Origin of the sequence: Kitasatospora sp. NPDC056446 (genome assembly GCF_042796115.1) — a bacterium.
Lineage (GTDB): Bacteria > Actinomycetota > Actinomycetes > Streptomycetales > Streptomycetaceae > Kitasatospora.
This window is the reverse complement of sequence record NZ_JBHTRF010000011.1, coordinates 23,709-44,615: the sequence shown is the minus strand read 5'-3', so window position 1 is coordinate 44,615 and position 20,907 is coordinate 23,709. Positions and strand designations below refer to the sequence as shown.

The window sequence follows — 20,907 nt, the reverse complement described above, 5'->3', positions numbered from 1 at the left end:
GCTTTGGACACTCTCCCGAGTGGATGTCCGGCGCACACTTGAAGTGATCATGAAAAAAGCGATCGGACCCGGTCGGGCCCGATCGCCTTTCACTCGGATTGCGGGCAATTCGGAAGAACGCCTGCGACCCGCCCGTCGAACGTGCTCAGCTCCCGAGCACTCGGCGCCCGAGCGCCCCAGCACTCACCACCCGAGCGCTCAGCGCCCGAGCACCCGAGCACTCAGCGCTTGGCGCGCAGCCGCGAGGCCTCGTACAGCACGATGCCCGCCGCGACACCGGCGTTCAGCGACTCCGTCAGGCCGGACATCGGGATCCGCACCCGCATGTCGCAGGTCTCCGAGACCAGCCGGGACAGGCCCTTGCCCTCGCTGCCCGCGACGATGACGACCGGACCGGTCAGCAGCTCCAGGTCGCCCAGCTCGGCCTCGCCGTCGGCGGCCAGGCCGACCACCATCAGGCCGGCCTTCTGGTAGGCCTCCAGGGTGCGGGTCAGGTTGGTGGCCCGGGCGACGGGCAGGCGGGCCGCGGCGCCGGAGGAGGTCTTCCAGGCACCGGCGGTCATGCCGGCCGCGCGGCGCTCGGGGATGACCACGCCGTGCGCGCCGAAGGCGGCGGCGGAACGGACCACGGCGCCCAGGTTGCGCGAGTCGGTGACCCCGTCCAGCGCGATGATCAGCGCGTCCTGCGCGGAGTCGGCGGCCGCGGCCAGCAGGTCGTCGGGGTGCGCGTACTCGTACGGCGGGACCTGGAGCACCATGCCCTGGTGGTTGAGGCCGCCGGTCATCTGGTCCAGCTGCGGGCGCGGGGCCTCCATCAGCGGGATGCCGCGGTCGTTGGCCGCCTGGAAGGCGTCGCGCACCCGGTCGTCGGTGTCGATGAACTGCTGGACGTACAGCGCGGTGGCCGGCACGCCGCCCTGCAGCGCCTCGACCACCGAGTTGCGGCCGAAGACGAGCTCGGCGCTGCCCGCGCCGCCCCGGCCGCCGCGGCCGGCACCGCCGGCCCGGCGCATGCCGGCCCGGGCCTTGGCGTCCCGCTCGCGCTTGACCGCGGCGTTGGCGGCCCGCTGCTTGGGGTGGCCCTTGCGCTCCTCACCGGGCGGGGTCGGGCCCTTGCCCTGGAGCTGCTTCCGGCTGTGCCCGCCGGTACCGACAGACGCACCCTTCTTCGATCCGGGGTTGCGGCGGTTCCTGCGCTGGCTGTTGCCGGCCATGGCTGTACTTCCTGTCTGTTCGGCATGCCCCGGCCGCCCCGCTCTGTCCGGCGGCGGTCCGCGGCATGCGCTACGTCATGCGGGAGGGCCGCACCGGTCCGGTACGGCCCACCCATCACCCCGATCGTCAGATGGGGTTACTGGCTGTTGATCGTCCAGCGCGGGCCGGACGGGGTGTCCTCGATCGCCAGCCCGGCCAGGCCGAGCTGGTCGCGGATGGCATCCGCGGTGGCGAAGTCCTTGCGCTGGCGCGCCGCCTGCCGCTGGTCCAGGACCAGTCGGACGAGCGAGTCGACCACACCGTGCAGGTCCTCGCCACGGTCCGTCCCGGCCCAGTGCGGGGCGAGCGGGTCGAGGCCCAGCACTCCGAGCATCGCACGGACCTCGGCCAGTCGCGCCACCACGCTCTCCTTGTCGTCCGCGTTCAGGGCGCTGTTGCCCTGGCGGACGGCGGTGTGCACGATGGCCAGCGCCTGCGGGACGCCGAAGTCGTCGTCCATCGCCTCGGCGAAGGCCGGCGGCACCTCGGGCGCCGCGTCGACCGTGCCGCAGCGCTCGACGGCGCGCTGGACGAAGCCCTCGATCCGGCCGAAGCCGGCCTCGGCCTCGCGCAGCGACTCCTCGCTGTACTCGATCATCGAGCGGTAGTGCGGAGCCGCCAGGTAGTAGCGGAGCACGATCGGACGCCAGGCGCGGACCATCTCGGAGACGAGCACCGAGTTGCCCAGCGACTTGCTCATCTTCTCGCCCGCCATGGTGACCCAGGCGTTGTGCACCCAGAAGGCGGCGAAGTCGTCACCGTACGCCTTGGACTGGGCGATCTCGTTCTCGTGGTGCGGGAAGATCAGGTCCAGCCCGCCGCCGTGGATGTCGAAGGCCGGGCCCAGGTACTTGTGGACCATGGCCGAGCACTCCAGGTGCCAGCCCGGGCGGCCGCGGCCCCACGGGGTCTCCCAGCTCGGCTCGCCCGGCTTGGCGGCCTTCCACATCGCGAAGTCGCGCTGGTCCCGCTTGCCGGTCTCGCCGTCGCCCTCGGGCTGGCGCAGGTCGTCCAGCTTCTGGTTGGAGAGCGCCAGGTAGTCCGGGTAGGACTTCACGTCGAAGTAGACGTTGCCGTCGGCCGCGTAGGCGTGGTCCTCGGAGATGAGCGTCCGCATCATCTCGATCATCTCGGGGATGTGCCCGGTGGCCCGCGGTTCGACGGTCGGCGGCAGGCAGCCGAGCGCGTTGTAGCCGTCGTTGAACGCGCGCTCGTTCTCGTAGGCGATCTGCCACCACGGCACGCCGAGCTCGCGCTCCTTGGCGATGATCTTGTCGTCGATGTCGGTGACGTTCCGGGCGAAGGTCACCTGGTAGCCGCGGTAGGCGAACCACCGCTGCATGATGTCGAAGTTGAGCCCGGAACGGATGTGCCCGATGTGTGGCGCCGACTGGACGGTAGCGCCGCACAGGTAGATCGAGACACAACCCGGTACAAGCGGGACGAAGTCGCGTACCTGTCGGGTGCTGGTGTCGTACAGACGAATGCTCACAGCGTCAAGCGTAGTGGGCAGCAGGGGGTGCCCCGCTACATTCCCCGGGACAACGGGGGCGTGATCCCGGGGAACAGCGGGCGTCGGACGGGTGGATCAGATGTTGCCGACCACCTTGCGCGGGCTGAGCCGCACGACCACCCGGACGTCGTCCGGGCCGTCCCAGGTGTACGAGTCCACGCCGCGGTACTTGGCGGCGAGCTCGTCGATCAGCTCCCGGCCGCCCTCGGTGGTCAGGGTGGCCTCGCCCCGGACCTCGAAGTACTCGTACGGGCTGTCCACCGGGTTGACCAGGATCGACAGGCGCGGGTCCTTCACCAGGTTGAGGTGCTTGCGGCGGCCCTGGACGGTGGAGAACAGGATGTCGTCGCCGTCCCGCCGGACCCAGACCACCGAGGACTGCGGACTGCCGTCGGGCTGGATCGTGGACACCACGGCGAAGCTCTTGTCATCGAGCAGGGCCTTGGCACGGTCGGAGAGTTGAGCGCTCATGCGGGAAAACCTCGTCTCGTCGGCGGTGGTACGGCCCGAGCGGAAGCCCGCACGGGCCCGAAGCCGAACACTACCGACTCGGGCCCCCGGGGCACCCGGTGAACACCCGTCAGCTACGGGTTATTCCCCACCGGGCGCCCTTCCCGCGCTCAACGCCGTTCGTACACCAGGGCGGTGGCGATCGCCGCCAGCCCCTCCGCCCGGCCGGTCAGGCCCAGCCCGTCGGTGGTGGTGCCGGAGACGGACACCGGGGCGCCGGCCGCCTCCGACAGCGCGGCCTGCGCCTCGGCCCGCCGCTTGCCGATCTTCGGCCGGACGCCGATCACCTGCACCGCGACGTTGCCGATCTCGAAGCCCGCCTCGCGGACCAGTCGGGCCGCCTCCCCGAGCAGCTTCACCCCGGAGGCGCCGGCCCACTCCGGGCGGTCGGTACCGAAGTGCGCGCCGAGGTCGCCGATCCCGGCGGCCGAGAACAGCGCGTCGCAGGCCGCGTGCGCGGCGACGTCGGCGTCGGAGTGCCCGGACAGCCCGACCCCGGCGTCCGGCCACTCCAGCCCGGCCACCCAGAGCGGCCGGCCGGCCTCGAAGGCGTGGACGTCGGTGCCGATCCCGATGCGGGGGATCAACGGGTCAGTAGGCATCGGCGGCCCTCCGGCGGGCGAGTACGGCCTCGGCGAGCACGAGGTCCAGCGGACGGGTGACCTTGAACGCCTCCTCGTGGCCGGGCACCACGACGACCCGGCCGCCGTAGCGCTCCACCAGGCCGGCGTCGTCGGTGACCGGCGGCGCGTCGGCGGTGCCCGCGCCCTCCTCGGCCAGTGCCTTGGTGTGCACCTCGACCAGGGTGGCGCGGTCGAAGCCCTGCGGGGTCTGCACCGCGCGCAGGGTGGACCGCTCCGGCGTGTCGAGGACGGGCTCGGGACCGCCCGGGTTCGGCTCGACCCGCTTCACGGTGTCGGCCAGCGGCACGGCGGGCACCACGGCCCGCGCTCCGGCCCGGACGGCGGCCGCGACGGCGTCCACCACCTCGACCGGGACGAGCGGACGGGCCGCGTCGTGCACCAGGACGATCGGGACGTCCTCCGGGATCGCGGCCAGGCCCAGCCGGACCGACTCCTGGCGGGTCGCGCCGCCGGCCACCACGCGGATGTCCTTGCCGTCCAGCCCGTGGCTGTCCAGCAGGGCGACCACCTCGGGCACCCCGTCGGCGGGCGCGGCGACCACGACCAGGCCGACCGCCCGGCTGCGGGCCAGGGCCCGGACGGCGTGCACCAGGAGCGGCACGCCGCCCAGTTCCCGCAGGGCCTTCGGGGCCCCCGGCCCCAGCCGCTCGCCGCGTCCGGCGGCGGGCACCACTGCTGCTGCGACTGCTGCTGACGCGTTCAGGTTTCACTCCTTCGGCGAAGTGGGTATGGCCATGGCGTGCCCGGCGGGCGCACCGGGCCCCTTCCGAAGATCCATGGTCCGCTGCCCGCCGCACGACTCCGCAGAGCCCGCGCTCCGCAGAATTCGAGGAATCCACGGAAGGGCGGGTGCAGAAACGGTCTTGCAGGCCTGGACCACCTCGGTCGGGGGGCGTCGTCCGGACACGCCTCAGCGCCCGAAGTGCCACTGCACCACTCCCGGACGGTTCGTCCGAGGAGCGGCGCGCCGGCACCGGGCGCTGTGAGCGTAGAGCGGCAGCCCGACTGCACTGCGCAGCCCGACTGCCCTGCGGTGGGCGCGTGCGCTACGAGGCGAGGACCTCGTCGAGCAGCGTCTCCGCCTTGTCCTCGTTGGTGTTCTCCGCCAGCGCGAGCTCGCTGACGAGGATCTGGCGCGCCTTCGCGAGCATCCGCTTCTCGCCGGCCGAGAGACCGCGCTCGCGCTCGCGACGCCAGAGGTCGCGCACAACCTCGGCGACCTTGATAACGTCGCCCGAGGCGAGCTTCTCCAGGTTCGCCTTGTAGCGACGGGACCAGTTGGTCGGCTCTTCCGTGTACGGTGCGCGCAGCACCTCGAAGACCCGGTCCAGACCCTCCTGGCCGACCACATCGCGCACACCGACGAACTCCGCGTTCTCGGCGGGCACGCGGAGCGTCAGGTCTCCCTGCTGCACCTTGAGCACCAGGTAGGTCTTGTCCACACCTTTGATCTGGCGAGTTTCGATGGCCTCGATCAGCGCGGCCCCGTGATGGGGGTAGACCACCGTGTCGCCAACCTTGAACGTCATGTGACAGGACCCCTTCCGTGGCTTTCCAGAATAACACGCTTCTCGGCGCACCCGAAGGGCGTTTTCGCAGGTCAGGGCGGGTCTCGGGGCTTGACAACCACCCCCATCACGTGCTGCGACCGATGTTCGAGAGGGGCTTCCCGCAGGTCGGAGGCGGTTCCGGGGTTCGACGAAACCCTTGCGCAACACCCCCGCAACCATGATTGGATCTTGAGCTTTCACCCTTTTTCCGGTCGCGGCCCAATCGTTATTCGATCTTGGTCGAAGCTTGTCCGCGATGTGACCGGGACATGGCGGGCGTACGGCCGGACGGCCCCCGGCGGCCCCCGGGAGTGCGACACGGGGACCACCCCGTGAGGACCGCATAAGTGAGGTCGATAATCTGAGACCTGACCTACCGACACGTGACTTAGGAGAAGCCGCCGCCGTGAGCCGCAGCCTTCGACGCGGCAGCATCGCCGCAATCGCCGCCATCGCCATCGCCTCGCTGTCCTCCTGCGCCGCCGGCAACACGCCGGACACGCTGCAGGTCAAGCCGGACAACGCGGCGGCAACCATCGGGACCAACCTTCGGCTGAACAACATCGTGATCGTCACCGGGGAGCACGCCTCCGGCGACTACACCGGCGCGGCCAACGTGGTCGTCAACATCGCGAACACCGCGAACACCCCGGCGGAGCTGCAGTCCGTCACCGTCGGCACGTCCGCCGCCACCTTCACGGACGCCGCGGGTGCCCCGCTGTCCGGCATCGTGGTCCCGGCCGGCGGCTCGGTCGCGATCGGCGGGCAGGGCAACCCGTCCGCCACCGTCGCCTCCGCCACCGTCCACGTCGGCGGCTTCGCCCCCACCACCTTCGCCTTCAAGGACGGCCAGAAGGTCGACGCCCAGGCCGGTGTGAGCCCGGACTCCGGCGAGAACGGCCGCGGCCTCTACAAGGGCTTCGGCCCGACCCCCTCGGCGAGCGCCACGCCCGCCAAGGGCTCCTCCCCCGCCGCGACCGTCCCGGTCCCCGGCGCCACCACCCCGGGCGCCGCGGGCACCACGGCCGCCCCGGGCGCTCCGACCACCGGCGCGGCCGTCCCGGCCAACGCCACCACCCCGGCCGTCCCGGCCGCGCACTGACACCGCGCACTGACACCGCGCACCGCCTCCGGCGGGCCCTCCGGGGCCTGCCGGGAGCAACGCGAAGGCCCCCTCCGGCTGCTGCCGGCGGGGGCCTTCCGCGTGGGTGGGGTACCCGCTGTCCACGGCTCGGTTTACGGCTCGGTTTACGGCTCGAACTTGTAGCCCAGGCCACGGACGGTGACCAGGTAGCGCGGCGCGCCCGGGTCCGGCTCGATCTTGGCCCGCAGACGCTTCACATGGACGTCCAGGGTCTTGGTGTCGCCGACGTAGTCCGCGCCCCAGACCCGGTCGATCAGCTGCATGCGGGTGAGCACCCGGCCCGCGTTGCGCAGCAGCATCTCCAGCAGGTCGAACTCCTTGAGCGGCAGGTCGACCTTGGCGCCGTCCACGGTCACCACGTGCCGGTCCACGTCCATCCGGACCGGGCCCGCCTCCAGGGCGCCCGGGCCGCCGCCGTTCTCGCCGGCGCCGCCGTCCTCGCCGCGGCGGCGCAGCACCGCGCGGATCCGGGCGACCAGCTCCCGGGTGGAGTACGGCTTGGTCACGTAGTCGTCAGCGCCTATCTCCAGCCCGACGACCTTGTCGATCTCGCTGTCCTTGGCGGTGACCATGATCACCGGGACGTTGGAGCGCACGCGGAGCTGGCGGCAGACCTCGGTGCCGGGCAGGCCGGGCAGCATCAGGTCGAGCAGGACGAGGTCGGCACCGTTGCGCTCGAACTGCTCCAGCGCGTCGGGGCCGGTGGCGGCGACGGCCACCTCGAAGCCCTCCTTGCGGAGCATGTACGACAGGGCGTCGCTGAACGACTCCTCGTCCTCGACCACCAGTACTCGGGTCACGATCAGGCCTCCGGGGCAAGCTGAGGGGTTGTGTCTGACAGGTGTTGTTCCCGCTCCCCGGCGGGGAGCGGACGGCCGGAACGGTCCTTGCGGTCCGTACGGTCGGTGGTGAGGGTTCGGGGTGCCGTGGCGGGTCCGGTGAGGGTGCCGGGCCGGCGGCCCGGCAGGTCGCCGGTGCCGTCGTGCCCGTCGGGTCCGTCCGGTCCGTCGGGTCCGTCGTCGGGTCCGTCGTCGACGGGCGCCTGCCCGGCGGGCAGGCGGATCGTGAAGGTCGAACCCTGGCCCTCGACGCTCCACACCGAGACGGTTCCGCCGTGCGAGGCGGCGACGTGCTTGACGATGGAGAGTCCGAGGCCGGTCCCGCCGGTGGCCCGGGAGCGGGCCGGGTCGACGCGGTAGAACCGCTCGAAGACCCGCTCGCGGTCCTTCTCGGAGATACCGATGCCCTGGTCGGTGACCGAGATCTCGATGAGCTCGCCGTCCGCCTCCCCCAGCGCCGCGGCGCTGGAGATCCGGCGGGTGGCGATCGCCACGCGGGTGCGCGGCGGGCTGTAGTTGACGGCGTTCTCGACCAGGTTGCCGAGCGCCGCGGCGAGCTGGCCGCGGTTGCCGTGCAGGTAGAGGCCGGCGATGCCGCCGGCCGCGATGAGGATCTGCTTGGCGGCGGCCTGCTGGCGGCAGCGGTCGATCGCCTCGGCGATCAGCTCGTCCACCGCGACCGGCTCCGGGTCGACCATCAGCCGGTCGTCCTGGACCCGGGAGAGGTCGATGATCTCCTGGACCAGGCTGGCCAGCCTGGTCGCCTCGACCTGCATCCGGCCGGCGAAGCGCTGCACCGCCTCCGGGTCGTCCGCCGCGTCGGCGACCGCCTCGGAGAGCAGCGACAGCGCGCCGACCGGGGTCTTGAGCTCATGGCTGACGTTCGCCACGAAGTCCCGGCGGACGGCCTCCACCCGGCGCCGGTCGGTCTGGTCCTCGACCAGCACCAGCACCAGCCGGGAGCCAAGCGGGGCGACCCGGACGGAGACGGCGAGCGGCTCGGCCGCGCGGGCCGCGCCCGGCCGGGGCACCTCCAGCTCGACCTGGCGGATCTCGCCGTCCCGCCGGGTGGCCCGGGCCAGCGCGAGCATCTGGTCCACGGCGACCGCACCGCCGCGCACCAGGCCCATCGCGTACGCCGCCGAGCTGGCCTTGACCACCTCGTCGCCCTCCCCCAGCACGATCGCGCAGGAGCGCAGCACCGAAAGCACGGTGTCGACCCCCGGCGGCAGCGGTGGTTCGGGGTTGCCGGTGCCGAGCGCCTGGTACCGGCCCTGGTTCTTGCCGCCGGTTCCGCTGTACCTGCCCTTGGCCTGCTCGCGTTCGCTCCAGCGGAATGCGATGGAGGCGGTGAGACCGACGCCGAGCCCGGCTATGGCGCAGGCAGCGGCGGCGGCCACGTTCACGTCCATGTGGTCAGCGTAAGCGCACGGCCAGGCCACTCCCCAAGGGCTGGATCAAGGCATCGACCATGCGTTGCCGAGAATTCACCTTCACGTAGCTGCCGATTCACCGTACTGGCCGTGCATCGTCGCCCTGGCGACCGAAAGTTGGCCGAGCAGCCCGTGTGGGAGAGATCGGTGCGCCGAACAGGGGCCACCGGCTCGGGTGTGCGCGTACGATGCGCGCCACCAGCAGCGGTCACCCGGCCCCGGAAATACGGTCGTACGGGCTGACCGGTCGGCACCGCCACCGACACAGCTACTGAGGAGAGAACATGCGCGACGCGTACCACGAGGAACTCGATGCGATCGGCGACAGCCTGGTCGAGATGGCCCGGCTGGTCGGCTCTGCCCTCGGCCGCGCCACCACCGCCCTCCTCGACGCGGACCTGGCGCTGGCGGAGAGCGTGATCGCCGCCGACGTGAAGGTCAACGAGCTCCACCACGAGCTGGAGAACCGCGCGATCGACCTGCTCGCCCGGCAGCAGCCGGTCGCCACCGACCTGCGCATCGTCGTCACCTCGCTGCGGATGAGTTCCGACCTGGAGCGCTGCGGCGACCTCGCCCGGCACGTCGCCAAGGTCGCGCGGATGCGCTACCCGGACACCGCCGTACCGCGTGACCTGCACTCCACCGTCCTGGAGATGGGCCAGCTCGCCCAGCGGCTGGTCGCCAAGGCCGGCCTGGTGATCGCCACCAAGGACGTCGACAAGGCCCTGGAGATGGAGCAGGACGACGACGCCATCGACACCCTGCACCGCGAGCTGCTCTCACACCTGATCGACGAGCGCTGGCACCACGGGATCGAGACCGCCGTCGACATCACCCTGGTCGGCCGCTACTACGAGCGCTTCGCGGACCACGCCGTGTCGGTCGCCAAGCGCGTGGTGTACCTGGTGACGGGCGAGCACGTGGCCGAGTTCGTGGCCGCCACCGAGGCCGCCGAGGCCGTGGAGGCCGGCGCGGCGGAGTGAGCTCCGCTCCGGCGTTACCCCTCAGGGGTGAGTAAACCTGTGGCGAGGGTGGTGCGGGCGCACGGACTTCCGTACGTCCCACCACTGCGCGCCCGTTGACGCCCCCTCCGTTCGGCGGTTTCACTCGAAGTATCGGGCTCCGGAGTGTGCCCGCTTCACGGAGGGAACAGCTCGATGAAGGCCAACCCGACCCGCCCGGCCCCAGCCCGCGACACCGTCGAGCCGCCCGCCCCGAAGCTGCTGCCCGTCCTCGCCGCCGGCTGCGGCTGCGGCCCGGGGTGCGGCTGCGGCTGCCAGTCCGGTGCGCCCTGCCAGTGCGGCGGTGCGGCCGGCGGCTGCTGCGGCGGCCACTGAGCGGCCCGCCGCGGGACGGCTCCCGAGGTGCACGGCATTCCGGCGGCCGTGCACCTCGTTCGCGTCCGTGCCCGGGTCCGGTGACCGTGCCCGAGTCCGGTGACCGGCGCCGCGGACGGATCCGGGGCCGGGGCCGGCGTCAGAACTGGACGTCGGTGCAGGAGTAGAAGGCGTTCCCGGTGTCGGCGATCGTCCAGACCGCGACGACCACCTGGTGGCCGGTGCGCCCGCCCGGGACGGTCCCGGTGTGGCTGAGCGTGCTCGGCACCTGCTGCCCGCCGTACGGGACGGTCAGGAAGGGCGTCAGGTCCAGGTTCGCCCGGGTGATCGGCTGGCTCGCGTCGTAGCCCGGCTTGGTCAGGTAGTACCGGAAGTCCGTGGTCGCGTGCCGGGCGGTGAACGTCCAGGTGAAGGTGAGCTGTTGGCCCGCCGTCACCGCGGTGGTCGGCCAGGCGCCCGCGTGCGGGTCGTCCAGCTCGGCGAAGCGCGCGTTGCCGCCGGCGCAGATGGTGCCGTCCGAGGGGCCCAGCGCCGGGAAGCCCTTGGGGCCCTCGACGCTCTGCGGCTCCCACTGGATGTCGCCGCAGTCCCAGGGGACGCCGCTGGTGTGCACGTCGCAGAGCGCGGCCCTGCTGGGCGGGGTGGAGATCCAGCCGTGTGACGACGCCGGAAAGGCGAGCGTGAGCGGTACCGCCAGTGCGGCGACCACCGCCCCGACGAGGTGACGTGTGCGCATGGTGCTCCTCCGTGGGGGTGGATGGAGAGTGCACCGGGGCACGGACGCGCACGTGGGGGTGCGGCGGCCCGGACGGGGAGGTCCTCGGCATGCCTGCGCCCGGCCCGGTGCCTACACGGTAGGAGCGGCCGCCGCCACCCGTCAATGGTCTGAACCACTTTGTGGACCGTCCAACTCCCCTGCGGGGCAAGCCTGTTGGATCACTTACGATCCGACGGCCGGACCCGGGCACGGCGGGCCGACGGCCCTCGGACGGCCCGCCGACGGCCCGGGAACGACGACGGCCCCCCGCCGGCGCCGGACGCGCGGGCGGGGGGCCGTATCGGCAAGCGGGTTACTTCTTGCCCTGGTTCTTGACCGCCTCGATGGCTGCCGCGGCGGCGTCCGCGTCGAGGTAGCGGCCGCCGGCGGTGACCGGCTTGAAGTCGGCGTCCAGCTCGTAGACCAGCGGGATACCGGTCGGGATGTTCAGGCCGGCGATGGCCTCGTCGGAGATGCCGTCGAGGTGCTTGACCAGCGCGCGCAGGCTGTTGCCGTGGGCGGTGACCAGGACGGTCTTGCCGGCGGCGAGGTCCGGGACGATGGCGTCGTACCAGTACGGGAGCATCCGGTCGACGACGTCCTTCAGGCACTCGGTGCGCGGACGGAGCTCGCTCGGGATCTCGGCGTAGCGGGCGTCACCGGCCTGCGAGTACTCGGCGTCGTCGGCCAGCACCGGCGGCGGGGTGTCGTAGGAGCGGCGCCACAGCTGGAACTGCTCCTCGCCGAACTCGGCCAGGGTCTGGGCCTTGTCCTTGCCCTGCAGCGCACCGTAGTGGCGCTCGTTCAGGCGCCAGCTGCGGCTGACCGGGATCCAGTGGCGGTCGGCCTTGTCCAGGGCGATCTGCGAGGTACGGATGGCGCGGCGCAGCAGCGAGGTGTGCAGCACGTCGGGGAGCAGGCCTTCGGCGGACAGGAGCTCGCCGCCGCGGGCGGCCTCCTTCTCGCCCTTCTCGTTGAGGTCGACGTCGACCCAACCGGTGAAAAGGTTCTTCTGGTTCCACTGGCTCTCGCCGTGGCGGAGCAGGATGAGTCGGTACGTCGTGTCAGCCATGGCCCCCAGCTTAGTGGAGCCCCGAAAACCCCTGGTGGCGACCTTCGGCCGCTGTGTAATGTGTGCCCCGCGCCAATGACACTTACATGCGTCGGTCGATCGGGCCTGCCCGCGCCGCTCGGCGGACGCCTGCCCCCGGGAGCCCCCACATGCTCGTCGCCCTGGTCGCCACCCCTCGGATCCGAAGACTGGTGAAGGAGACGATGGGCGGGCTGCCGCGGCAGTTCTGGTGGCTCTGGGTGAGCACGCTGGTGAACAAGCTCGGCGCCTTCGTGGTCACCTTCCTGTCCTTCTACCTGACCGCCGACCGGGGGTACCCGGCCTCCTACGCGGGCCTGGTGGCCTCGCTGTTCGGGCTCGGCTCGGCGATCTCGGCACTCGGCGCCGGCGTGCTGGCCGACCGGATCGGGCGCCGCCCGACGCTGGTCGCCGCCCAGCTCGGCACCGCGCTGTCCACCGCCGTGCTCGGCTTCGTGAACGGCCCGGTGGCGATCGCCGCCGTGGTCTTCCTGGTCGGCCTGTGCAACAACGCCACCCGGCCCGCCACCTCGGCGATCATCGCCGACCTGGTCCCGGCCGAGGACCGGGTCCGCGCGTACTCGCTGAACTACTGGGCGATCAACATCGGCTTCGGCCTCTCTGCCGCGGTGGCCGGCCTGATCGCCACCCAGGGCTACCTCACGCTCTTCCTGCTGGACGCGCTCTCCACGCTGGTCTGCGCGGTGGTCATCTTCCTCAAGATCCCGGAGACCCGGCCCGCGCAGCCGCCCGCGACGGCCCAGGGCGCCGCCGGGCCGGCGGTCGGCCTCGGCACGGTGTTCCGGGACGGCCCGTTCATGACGGTGGTCGGGCTCAACCTGCTGCTCGCGCTGATCTTCCAGCAGAGCAGCACCACGCTGCCCGTCGCCATGGGCGGCGCGGGCCTCAGCGCCACCCAGTACGGGCTGGTGATCGGCCTGAACGGGGTGCTGATCGTGGTGCTCCAGATCCCGCTCACCCGGTGGATGGAGGGCCGCTCGCGGACCGGGCTGCTGATCGCCAGCTGTCTGCTGGCCGGCTGGGGCTTCGGGCTGGGCGCGCTGGCGGGCTCCGCCGCGTGGCTGTTCGCGCTCTCGGTGGCGGTCTGGACGGTCGGCGAGGTCCTGAACGCGCCGACCATGATGGGCCTGGTCGCCGAACTGGCGCCGACCCACGCGCGCGGCCGCTACCAGGGCGTCTACTCGCTCTCCTGGTCGCTGGCCTCGTTCATCGGCCCGGGCGTCGGCGGGGTGGTGCTGCAGTACGCCGGGCCCGGGGTGCTGTGGAGCGTGTGCGGGGTCTGCGGCACGGTCGCGGCGCTCGGGCACGTGGCGCTGGGCCGCCGCACCCGGAGGGCGGGCGCCCGCGCCGTGGCCGAGGCGGCCGTGACCGAGGCAGCCGTGATCGAGGTCGCGGCGCCCGGGATGGCGGCGCCCGGGGCGGCTCCTGCCCCGGCGGGCGGGAAGGCTCCGGCGGGCGCCTGAGCCCGCGGCAGGTCAGTCGGCGGCAGGTCAGTCGGCGGTCGGGGAGCCCCCGGCCGCCGGACCCGCCAGGTGCGCGAAGGCGGCCAGGTTGCGGGTGGACTCCCCGCGCTTGGTGCGCCACTCCCACTCGCGCCGGATCGCCGAGGCGAAGCCCAGCTCCAGCAGGGTGTTGAACGGCGCGTCCGCGTTCTCCAGCACCGTCCCGAGCAGCCGGTCCACGACCTCCGGGGTGAGCGCCTCCAGCGGCAGCCGCCCGGCCAGGTAGACGTCGCCGAGCGCGTCGACGGCGTACGCGACGCCGTACAGCCGGGTGTTGCGCTCCAGCAGCCAGCGGTAGACGGCCTCGTGGTTCTCGTCCGGGCGGCGGATCACGAAGGCGTTCACCGACAGGGTGTGGTCGCCGACCCGCAGGGCGCAGGCGGTGTTCAGCTTCCGGGTGCCCGGGAGGGTCGCCACCAGGGTGTGCGGGTCGGTGGCGGCCGGCTCCCAGGCCACCCCGGCGTCGTCCAGGGCGGTGCGCAGGAGGGTCAGGGCCTCGTCCTTGGTGCGGATTGCCATGGAGGTGACGTTACTCGTCGGTACCCGCCGGGCGCAGCCCCGAGCCGCCGCGTCGCGGCTCCGGGTGGCCCGGACCGGCGGCTCCGGCGGCCCGGAGCCGCGCCTCAGGTGAGCCGGCGCCGGGCGGCGGCCAGCCGGCCGGCCGGGCGGGCCAGACTGCCGGCGTAGACCTCGGCGGTGGTCGCTGCGGCGGTGTCCCAGCCGAAGGCGGCCGCGTGCCGGGCCGCCGCGGCACCGCGCCGGGCCACCAGCTCCCGGTCGGTGACGTACGACTCCAGCGCGTACGACCAGTCCAGCGGGTCATGGCCGTGCACCAGGGTGCCCGTCTCGCCGTCCCGCACCGCGACCGGCAGACCGCCGACCGCGGCCGCCACCACCGGGGTGCCGCAGGCCTGCGCCTCCAGCGCGACCAGGCCGAAGGACTCGCTGTACGAGGGCATCACCAGGGCCGAGGCCGCGCGGTACCACTCGGCGAGCCGCTCCTGGCCGACCGGCGGGTGGAAGCGCACCACGTCGGAGATGCCGAGCTGGGCGGCGAGCTTGTGCAGGCTCTCCGGCCGGGCCAGCCCGGTGCCGGACGGCCCGCCGACCACCGGCACCACCAGGCGCTCGCGCAGCTCGGGGCGGCGGGCCAGCAGCGCGGCGACCGCCCGCAGCAGGACGTCGGGGGCCTTCAGCGGCTGGATCCGGCCGGCGAAGAGCAGCACGGCGGCGTCCTGCGGCAGGCCGAGCCGGGCCCGGGCGGCGGCCGTCGCCCGAGCAGCGCCGGGGCGGAAGACGTCCAGGTTGACGCCGGGGTGGACGACGGCCAGCTGGTCCGGCCGGGCGGAGTAGTGCAGGGCCAGCTCGGCGGCCTCCTCGGTGGTGTTGGCGATCAGCCGGTCGGCCGCCTCCACCACCTGGGTCTCGCCGATCACCCGGGCCGCGGGCTCGGGCGTGTCGCCCTCGGCCAGCGCGGCGTTCTTGACCTTCGCCATGGTGTGCATGGTGTGCACCAGGGGGACGCCCCAGCGCTGCGCGGCCAGCCAGCCGACCTGCCCGGACAGCCAGTAGTGCGAGTGCACCAGGTCGTAGTGGCCGGGCCGGTGCCCCGCCTCGGTGCGCAGCACCCCGTGGGTGAAGGCGCACAGCTGGGCCGGCAGGTCCTCCTTGATCAGGCCCTCGTACGGCCCGGCGGTGACGTGGCGGACCAGGACGCCCGGGGCCAGCTCGACGGTCGGGGCGTCGTCCGAGCAGATCGACCGGGTGAACACCTCGACCTCGATGTTGAGGTCGGCCAGGCGCTTGGCCAGCTCGACGATGTAGACGTTCATCCCCCCGGCGTCCCCCGTGCCGGGCTGGTGCAGCGGCGAGGTGTGGACGCTCAGCATGGCTATCCGGCGCGGGCGGCGGCGGCCCGGGACGAGCGACTGGAGCCGGCCGCGCGCGGGCCCGGCGGGCTGGGCACGGCGTACCGAACGGACGGGGTGCTGGATCACCTGGCTGAAGCCTCCTCTGTGCGGCCCGTCTAGGCGGTCCGCGCCGGGCCGCCCGTTGTCCGGTGTGCGCTGCCCCGTCCGGGCACACATCACCACCAGTGTGCCAACCACGCGGGCGGCGTCCGGCATTCCCGGTCCGGCCCACGAGCCCGACCGGTCCGGGGCGCGGTCCGGGCCGAGCGGCATCGCCCCAGGTCAGCACGGTGCCGCCGGCACCCCGACTACCCTTCTGGGCATGGCTGCCTCCTTCGACCCCGCGACCGCCGCGCCCTCCCGTGGGCGGACCGGGCGCCCGGTGGGGACCGTCACCCGGGGCACCACCAACACCAACCGGCTGCGCCGGATGGACCGCTGGATCGCCCACACCCTCGGCCGGACGCTGCGCGCCGCCGACCAGCCCCCGGTCGCGGTGGACCTCGGCTACGGCGCCGCCCCGTGGACGGCCGTCGAGCTGGCCGCCCGGCTGCGCGCGGTGCGGCCGGACGTCCGGGTGGTCGGGATCGAGATCGAGCCGGAGCGGGTCGCGGCCGCGCTGCCGTACGCCGAGCCGCCGCTGCTCACCTTCCGGCGCGGCGGCTTCGAGGTGCCGCTGGACGGCGGCGCGCCGGCCCGGCTGATCCGGGCCGCCAACGTGCTGCGGCAGTACGACGAGGCGGCGGTGGCCGGGGTGTGGGAGCGGCTGTGCGCCCGGCTCGCCCCGGACGGGCTGCTGGTCGAGGGCACCTGCGACGAGATCGGGCGACGGCACGTCTGGGTCGCGCTCGGCCCGGAGGGGCCCCGGACGGTGACCTTCGCGGCCCGGCTGGGCGGCCTCGACCGGCCCTCCGACCTCGCCGAACGGCTGCCGAAGGCACTGATCCACCACAACGTGCCGGGCCGGCCGGTGCACGCCTTCCTGGCCGACTTCGACCGGGCCTGGGCGGCGGCCGCGCCGTACGGGGCCTTCGGGGCGCGGCAGCGCTGGGTGGCGGCCTGCACGGCGCTGGCGGGCAGCTGGCCGCTGGTGGACGCGCGCGGGCGGTGGCGGCAGGGCGAGGCGACCCTGCCCTGGACGGCGCTCGCGCCGTAGGCGCCCGTACGAGCCGTACGGGCGGCAGGTGCCGTGCGGGCCGTACGAAGGGCAGGCGGTGCGGGCGGGGCCGGGCGCGGGAGCTGGTGAGCGACCTGACGCATTCACTCGAACGAGTTATCGAATATCTCTGGCGTGTTGACGCCTCGTCGCGCCACGATGGACGCGACCGAGCGGCGGCACCACACGCCGCTCGGCACGCACCATGCCCGCCTCCGCCCTCAGTCGTCCCGCCCGGGCAGCTCCCGCAAGGCCCGTTCGAACACCTCGTACATCTCCGACCCGAACAGCACGAACCGCACCTCCGCCGACTCCGCGCCCGCCGCCGCGTCACCGCCGTCCAGCACCTCCGCGACGGTGGCCAGCGCGATCCGGGCCGCGTCAGCCGGCGGCCAGCCGAAGATCCCGGCCGACACCGCCGGGAAGGCCACCGTGCGCGCGCCCAGCTCCGCCGCGACGCGCATCGACTCGCGATAGCAGGAGGCCAGCAGCCCCGCCCGCTCCTCGTACTCCTCCGCCAGGTACACCGGCCCGACGGTGTGCACCACCCACCGGGCCGGCAGCCGCCCGGCCGTCGTCGCCACCGCACGCCCCGTGGGCAGACCCTTGCCCCAGTGCGAGGCGCGCAGCCGACGGCAGTCCTCCAGGATCTGCGGCCCGCCCCTGCGGTGGATCGCACCGTCCACCCCGCCGCCGCCCAGGAGGGACGAGTTCGCGGCGTTCACCACCGCGTCCACCTGCTGTTCCGTGATGTCACCCTCGACCAGGGTGATCCGTGTCACCACCGCCTGCCCCCTTCTCCGCCCCACCGGCCACCGCCGGTACGGGCATCCAAGCCGTCTTCCGAGTCCCGACACCACACCGCCACCGGCGTGGCAATAGCCACAACGGCGCCGGTCGGCCAAGAAATCCCCGGAGATCACGTTATGGTCGCGAGAAGTTCCCCGACGCACGGTGCCAGGCGGGCACTGCGGACGGACGTCGACCGTTACGCAGTCGGGGAAAGGGAGGAACCACCGATGCCCGCAACGGGAGACGGGCGGGCACCTGCTGCCGCGGACCTGCCGGGCGCCCATGGCGGCGCCCCCGTCGGCCATGCCCGCACCCGCCCGACCGCCAACGGCCCGACGACGGCGACTCCCCCGATACCCCACCCGCGCTCGCAGGCCGTCCGGGCCGCACACGCCGCCCACCCGTCCCACGTCTCCGAGGTGCCCTCCGGGCCCGGCCCCGACGCGCCCGCCAACGGCAGCGCACCACTGCGCCTGCTGGTCATCGAGGACGACGCCTCGGACGCCCAGCTGATCAAGGACGCGGTGGCCGACAGCGGCACCTCGATCGAGATCCACTGGGCCCGCGGCCTCGACCAGGCCATCGCCCTGCTGGCCGCCACCGCGCTCTCGGCCCGGCGCGGACGCACCCGCGGCCCCGAGTTCGGCTGCGTGCTGCTCGACCTCGCCGCGCCCGCCGACCCGGCCCACCCGTCGGACCCCTCCGACGGGCTGGAGGGCCTGCACGAGCTGCTCCGCCGGGCCCCGCACACCCCGGTCGTGGTGCTCACCGACGCCGCCGGGGCCGAACTCGGCGCGGCCGCCGTCGCCGCCGGCGCCCAGGACTTCCTGATCAAGCACGAGACGGACGGCCCGCTGCTGGCCCGCGCCCTGCGCTACGCCGTCGAACGCAAACGCGCCGACGAGTCCCAGCGCCGCCTCGTCGAGGCCGAACTGCGCGGCCAGGAGAACGCCCGCCTCCAGCGCCACCTGCTGCCCACCCCGCTGCTGGACGGCGCCGGGCTCTCCTTCACCCGGCGCTACCGCCCCGGCCGCCGCCGCGCCCTGCTCGGCGGCGACTTCTACGACGCCGTGCGCACCGACGACGGCACCGTCCACGTCGTGATCGGCGACGTCTGCGGCCACGGCCCGGACGAGGCCGCCCTCGGCGTCGCGCTCCGGATAGCGTGGCGCACCCTGGTCTTCGCCGGGCTCACCGGCGAGGCCCTGCTCACCACCCTCCAGCACGTGCTGGAGCACGAGCGGCGCAGCGACGAGATCTTCGCGACGCTCTGCATGCTCGTCATCGGGCCCGGCGGCACCGACAGCGCCCTGGACTCGCTCGGCACCGGCGAGAAGGCCCGGCTCTACCTCGCCGGGCACCCGGCCCCGCTGCTGCTCGGCCGCGACCACGAGCCGGTCAGCCTGCCCTCCGAGTTCGCCGGTCCCGCGCTCGGGCTGCTGCCGTGCCACGACGGACAGGCCGCCTGGCCAGCCCACGAGGTCGAACTCCGGGCCGGCTGGCGGCTGTTGCTCTACACCGACGGGCTGATCGAGGGCCGGGTCGGGGCCGGATCCCGCCGCCTGGGCCAGGACGGGCTGGCGGGGCTGATCGGCGACCACCAGGCCGCCGGGCTGACCAGGGGGCGACTGGTGGACAGCGCCATCGCCGAGGTCGAGGAGCTGAACGGCGGCGCGCTGACCGACGACGTCGCGGTGCTGCTGCTGGAGCGCAACCCGGTGCAGCTGATCCTCGGCTGACCGACACCGGGGATCCGGGGTCCGGGTCCGGTGTCCGGGTCCGGGGATCCGGACGACGGGGCATCCGGACGACGGGGCATCCGGACATCCGGACATCAGGGCAGCAGGGCAGCAGGGCATCCGGACATGCGACGGCCCGGGCGGGTGAACTCCCCGCCCGGGCCGTCGCGTTGTCCGCCGCTCGTCCTACCAGGGCCCGTACGGGCCGGTGTTGCTCCGGCCGCCCCGGCCGCCGCCCCCGGTCAGCGCCCGGATCGCCGGGCGGACGTCCACCACGTAGACGATCGAGGCGACCAGGCCGGCCAGGGTGCCGATGCCGGTGAAGAAGTTCACCCCGAACAGGAAGTCCCAGCCGAAGGAGATCGCGAGGATCGCGATCCAGAACCCCTTGGTCTTCTTGTCCGCCGCTCGGTAGGCATCCTCCCGGCGGGTGGTCGCGTCGACCAGGGCGTACAACTTGTAGGCCAGGATGGCGATCGTGGCCCACCAGATCGGGTTCAGGTAGGAAAAGGCCAGAATCTGGAGCACTCCGACCATCACGATCTCCTCTGTCTCTCGGCTCCGGCGCTTCGACCGCCGCCCATCCTGGCATGACGACCGTCCGCTGCGGTGTCAACGTTCCGTGGTCACCGGAGGTGCCCCGGTGGAAGGCCTCCCGTGGGGCCTTCGCTCACTCCGCTCCGGCGGAGCCCGTCTTCCGGGCCCGGGCGGACTTCTTCGGCGCCGGAGCGGCGGCGGCGTCCTGCGCCGGCTCGGCGTCCACCGGCACGGCGTCCACCAACTCGGCCTCGACCGGCTCGGCCTCGACGGGCTGCTCGGCCCACCCGGCCCGCTCCGCGGTCACGACGGTCTCGGCGGGCGCGCCCGGGCGGGCCTTGTCCACCACGACCTTGCCGCGCTCGGCCAGCTCGTCGTACGTCTCCTTGGCCTTCACCGCCAGCTCGACCGCCCGGCCGACCTGCTGCAGCGCGAAGCCCTGCGCCCGCTCCTGCAAGGACTTGAGGTCAGTGGGCAGCCCGGTGACGGCCTCGCCGACCTTGGCCGGCGCCCCGACCAGCAGCGTCTGCGCCTCCTGGAGCCTGGCCGCGGCCTTCTCCTGCGCGCTCCTGCGGTCCGCCGCCAGCGCCTCGACCCTGCCCGGCACCTCGCGCAGCTTCTCGTACGCGAGGTCCCCGGCGCCCGCCAGGGCGTACAGCGGGGTCGGGTCGCTGAGGGTCTTCTTGATCTCGTCGGTGATCGGCATGGTTACCGCTCCTCCCGGTGGGTGTTCTGGGTGGCTGAGCCGTCGGTCGTCGCACCGGGGGCCGGAGCGGCGTTCTCCTTGAGGAAGGCGTCGTAGACCGCGAGCAGCGCCTGCTTCTGCCGCTCGGTGATCAGCGGATCGGCCAGGATCGAGGCCCGCAGTTCCAGGCCCTCGCCCCGCCGCTCCTCCAGGATCCCGGCCTGGACGTACAGCGTCTCCGCCGAGATCCGCAGCGCCTTGGCGATCTGCTGGAGGATCTCCGCACTCGGCTTGCGCAGCCCGCGCTCGATCTGGCTGAGGTACGGGTTGGACACGCCGGCGGCCTCCGCCAGCTGTCGCAGCGAGTACTGCGCGTTGCGCCGCTGCTCCCGGATGTACTCGCCGAGCGAGCCGACGTTGAGTGAGGCCATGGGAACAGCGTGCAGCACCCTGCTTGCTTTTGCAAGCAGGGTGCTAGCGGCAGCAAACGCTCC

General features: G+C 73.3%; 22 protein-coding genes. 6 read left to right on the top strand and 16 right to left on the bottom strand.

All coding sequences use genetic code 11. The features are described from left to right. Positions 1-221: 221 nt before the first annotated feature. The 6 genes from rlmB to ACFQ6N_RS10245 all read right to left on the bottom strand — a co-directional run bounded on the left by rlmB (position 222) and on the right by ACFQ6N_RS10245 (position 5,450). Positions 222-1,214, bottom strand: coding sequence for a 23S rRNA (guanosine(2251)-2'-O)-methyltransferase RlmB (gene rlmB / locus ACFQ6N_RS10270; RefSeq protein ID WP_380648297.1), 993 nt, complete (start codon positions 1,212-1,214; stop codon positions 222-224). Between the two features lie 137 nt (positions 1,215-1,351). Then, positions 1,352-2,746, bottom strand: coding sequence for a cysteine--tRNA ligase (gene cysS / locus ACFQ6N_RS10265; protein WP_380648296.1), 1,395 nt, complete (start codon positions 2,744-2,746; stop codon positions 1,352-1,354). A gap of 96 nt (positions 2,747-2,842) precedes the next feature. Further along, complete coding sequence (locus ACFQ6N_RS10260; protein WP_380648295.1) at positions 2,843-3,238, bottom strand: PPOX class F420-dependent oxidoreductase; 396 nt, start codon at positions 3,236-3,238, stop codon at positions 2,843-2,845. Between the two features lie 149 nt (positions 3,239-3,387). Continuing rightward, positions 3,388-3,879 carry a 2-C-methyl-D-erythritol 2,4-cyclodiphosphate synthase gene (gene ispF, locus ACFQ6N_RS10255; protein WP_380648293.1) on the bottom strand — a complete coding sequence of 164 codons (492 nt, stop codon included), beginning with the start codon at positions 3,877-3,879 and terminating at the stop codon, positions 3,388-3,390. Continuing rightward, entirely contained in the window at positions 3,869-4,624 is a 756-nt protein-coding gene (gene ispD, locus ACFQ6N_RS10250; RefSeq protein WP_380648415.1) for a 2-C-methyl-D-erythritol 4-phosphate cytidylyltransferase, read from the bottom strand. The genes ispF and ispD overlap by 11 nt, the downstream gene beginning before the upstream one ends. A 343-nt stretch (positions 4,625-4,967) precedes the next feature. Then, a complete protein-coding gene (locus ACFQ6N_RS10245) occupies positions 4,968-5,450 on the bottom strand; it encodes a CarD family transcriptional regulator (protein ID WP_014136563.1) in 483 nt (160 codons plus the stop codon). A 427-nt stretch (positions 5,451-5,877) separates the two neighbouring features. Between ACFQ6N_RS10245 and ACFQ6N_RS10240 the strand changes: the two genes are divergently transcribed. After that, the gene (locus tag ACFQ6N_RS10240) at positions 5,878-6,573 is read left to right on the top strand and encodes a DUF461 domain-containing protein (RefSeq protein ID WP_380648292.1); all 696 of its coding nucleotides are present in this window, start codon (positions 5,878-5,880) and stop codon (positions 6,571-6,573) included. A 146-nt stretch (positions 6,574-6,719) separates the two neighbouring features. On the opposite strand, the gene ACFQ6N_RS10235 is transcribed toward ACFQ6N_RS10240, so the two are convergent. Together ACFQ6N_RS10235 and ACFQ6N_RS10230 are read right to left on the bottom strand one after the other, a co-directional pair. Further along, positions 6,720-7,415: a response regulator transcription factor gene (locus ACFQ6N_RS10235; protein ID WP_030061050.1), complete on the bottom strand. Its 696-nt coding sequence runs from the start codon at positions 7,413-7,415 to the stop codon at positions 6,720-6,722. Between the two features lie 2 nt (positions 7,416-7,417). Then, positions 7,418-8,866, bottom strand: coding sequence for a sensor histidine kinase (locus ACFQ6N_RS10230; RefSeq protein ID WP_380648291.1), 1,449 nt, complete (start codon positions 8,864-8,866; stop codon positions 7,418-7,420). A gap of 305 nt (positions 8,867-9,171) precedes the next feature. Between ACFQ6N_RS10230 and phoU the strand changes: the two genes are divergently transcribed. Next, positions 9,172-9,870, top strand: a complete 699-nt coding sequence (gene phoU / locus ACFQ6N_RS10225) for a phosphate signaling complex protein PhoU (protein ID WP_380648290.1) — start codon at positions 9,172-9,174, stop codon at positions 9,868-9,870. Positions 9,871-10,044: 174 nt separating this feature from the next. Next, positions 10,045-10,224: a hypothetical protein gene (locus tag ACFQ6N_RS10220; RefSeq protein ID WP_380648289.1), complete on the top strand. Its 180-nt coding sequence runs from the start codon at positions 10,045-10,047 to the stop codon at positions 10,222-10,224. Between the two features lie 139 nt (positions 10,225-10,363). On the opposite strand, the gene ACFQ6N_RS10215 is transcribed toward ACFQ6N_RS10220, so the two are convergent. Next, entirely contained in the window at positions 10,364-10,960 is a 597-nt protein-coding gene (locus ACFQ6N_RS10215) for a lytic polysaccharide monooxygenase (protein WP_380648288.1), read from the bottom strand. 334 nt (positions 10,961-11,294) lie between these two features. After that, positions 11,295-12,053, bottom strand: a complete 759-nt coding sequence (locus ACFQ6N_RS10210; protein WP_380648287.1) for a phosphoglyceromutase — start codon at positions 12,051-12,053, stop codon at positions 11,295-11,297. Between the two features lie 149 nt (positions 12,054-12,202). On the opposite strand from ACFQ6N_RS10210, the gene ACFQ6N_RS10205 reads away from it, so the two are divergent. Further along, positions 12,203-13,555: an MDR family MFS transporter gene (locus tag ACFQ6N_RS10205; RefSeq protein ID WP_380648285.1), complete on the top strand. Its 1,353-nt coding sequence runs from the start codon at positions 12,203-12,205 to the stop codon at positions 13,553-13,555. A gap of 27 nt (positions 13,556-13,582) precedes the next feature. Here the strand turns inward: ACFQ6N_RS10205 and ACFQ6N_RS10200 are convergent, their stop codons facing one another. Both ACFQ6N_RS10200 and mshA read right to left on the bottom strand, forming a co-directional pair. Continuing rightward, on the bottom strand, positions 13,583-14,113 hold the full coding sequence (locus ACFQ6N_RS10200) for a YbjN domain-containing protein (RefSeq protein ID WP_380648284.1): 531 nt from the start codon (positions 14,111-14,113) through the stop codon (positions 13,583-13,585). A gap of 104 nt (positions 14,114-14,217) precedes the next feature. Further along, positions 14,218-15,591: a D-inositol-3-phosphate glycosyltransferase gene (gene mshA / locus ACFQ6N_RS10195; protein WP_380648283.1), complete on the bottom strand. Its 1,374-nt coding sequence runs from the start codon at positions 15,589-15,591 to the stop codon at positions 14,218-14,220. Between the two features lie 235 nt (positions 15,592-15,826). Here mshA and ACFQ6N_RS10190 point away from each other — a divergent pair, with 235 nt between their 5' ends. Then, positions 15,827-16,660: a class I SAM-dependent methyltransferase gene (locus ACFQ6N_RS10190; protein WP_380648282.1), complete on the top strand. Its 834-nt coding sequence runs from the start codon at positions 15,827-15,829 to the stop codon at positions 16,658-16,660. Positions 16,661-16,881: 221 nt separating this feature from the next. Here ACFQ6N_RS10190 and ACFQ6N_RS10185 read toward each other — a convergent pair whose 3' ends face one another. Further along, positions 16,882-17,442: an O-acetyl-ADP-ribose deacetylase gene (locus ACFQ6N_RS10185; protein WP_380648414.1), complete on the bottom strand. Its 561-nt coding sequence runs from the start codon at positions 17,440-17,442 to the stop codon at positions 16,882-16,884. A gap of 237 nt (positions 17,443-17,679) precedes the next feature. On the opposite strand from ACFQ6N_RS10185, the gene ACFQ6N_RS10180 reads away from it, so the two are divergent. Further along, entirely contained in the window at positions 17,680-19,191 is a 1,512-nt protein-coding gene (locus ACFQ6N_RS10180; protein WP_380648280.1) for a SpoIIE family protein phosphatase, read from the top strand. Positions 19,192-19,377: 186 nt separating this feature from the next. On the opposite strand, the gene ACFQ6N_RS10175 is transcribed toward ACFQ6N_RS10180, so the two are convergent. The 3 genes from ACFQ6N_RS10175 to ACFQ6N_RS10165 form a co-directional block, all read right to left on the bottom strand. Then, positions 19,378-19,728, bottom strand: coding sequence for a DUF2516 family protein (locus ACFQ6N_RS10175; RefSeq protein WP_380648279.1), 351 nt, complete (start codon positions 19,726-19,728; stop codon positions 19,378-19,380). 133 nt (positions 19,729-19,861) lie between these two features. Then, positions 19,862-20,434: a hypothetical protein gene (locus ACFQ6N_RS10170; protein ID WP_380648278.1), complete on the bottom strand. Its 573-nt coding sequence runs from the start codon at positions 20,432-20,434 to the stop codon at positions 19,862-19,864. Positions 20,435-20,436: 2 nt separating this feature from the next. Then, positions 20,437-20,844 carry a helix-turn-helix domain-containing protein gene (locus ACFQ6N_RS10165; RefSeq protein ID WP_380648277.1) on the bottom strand — a complete coding sequence of 136 codons (408 nt, stop codon included), beginning with the start codon at positions 20,842-20,844 and terminating at the stop codon, positions 20,437-20,439. Positions 20,845-20,907 lie beyond the last annotated feature (63 nt).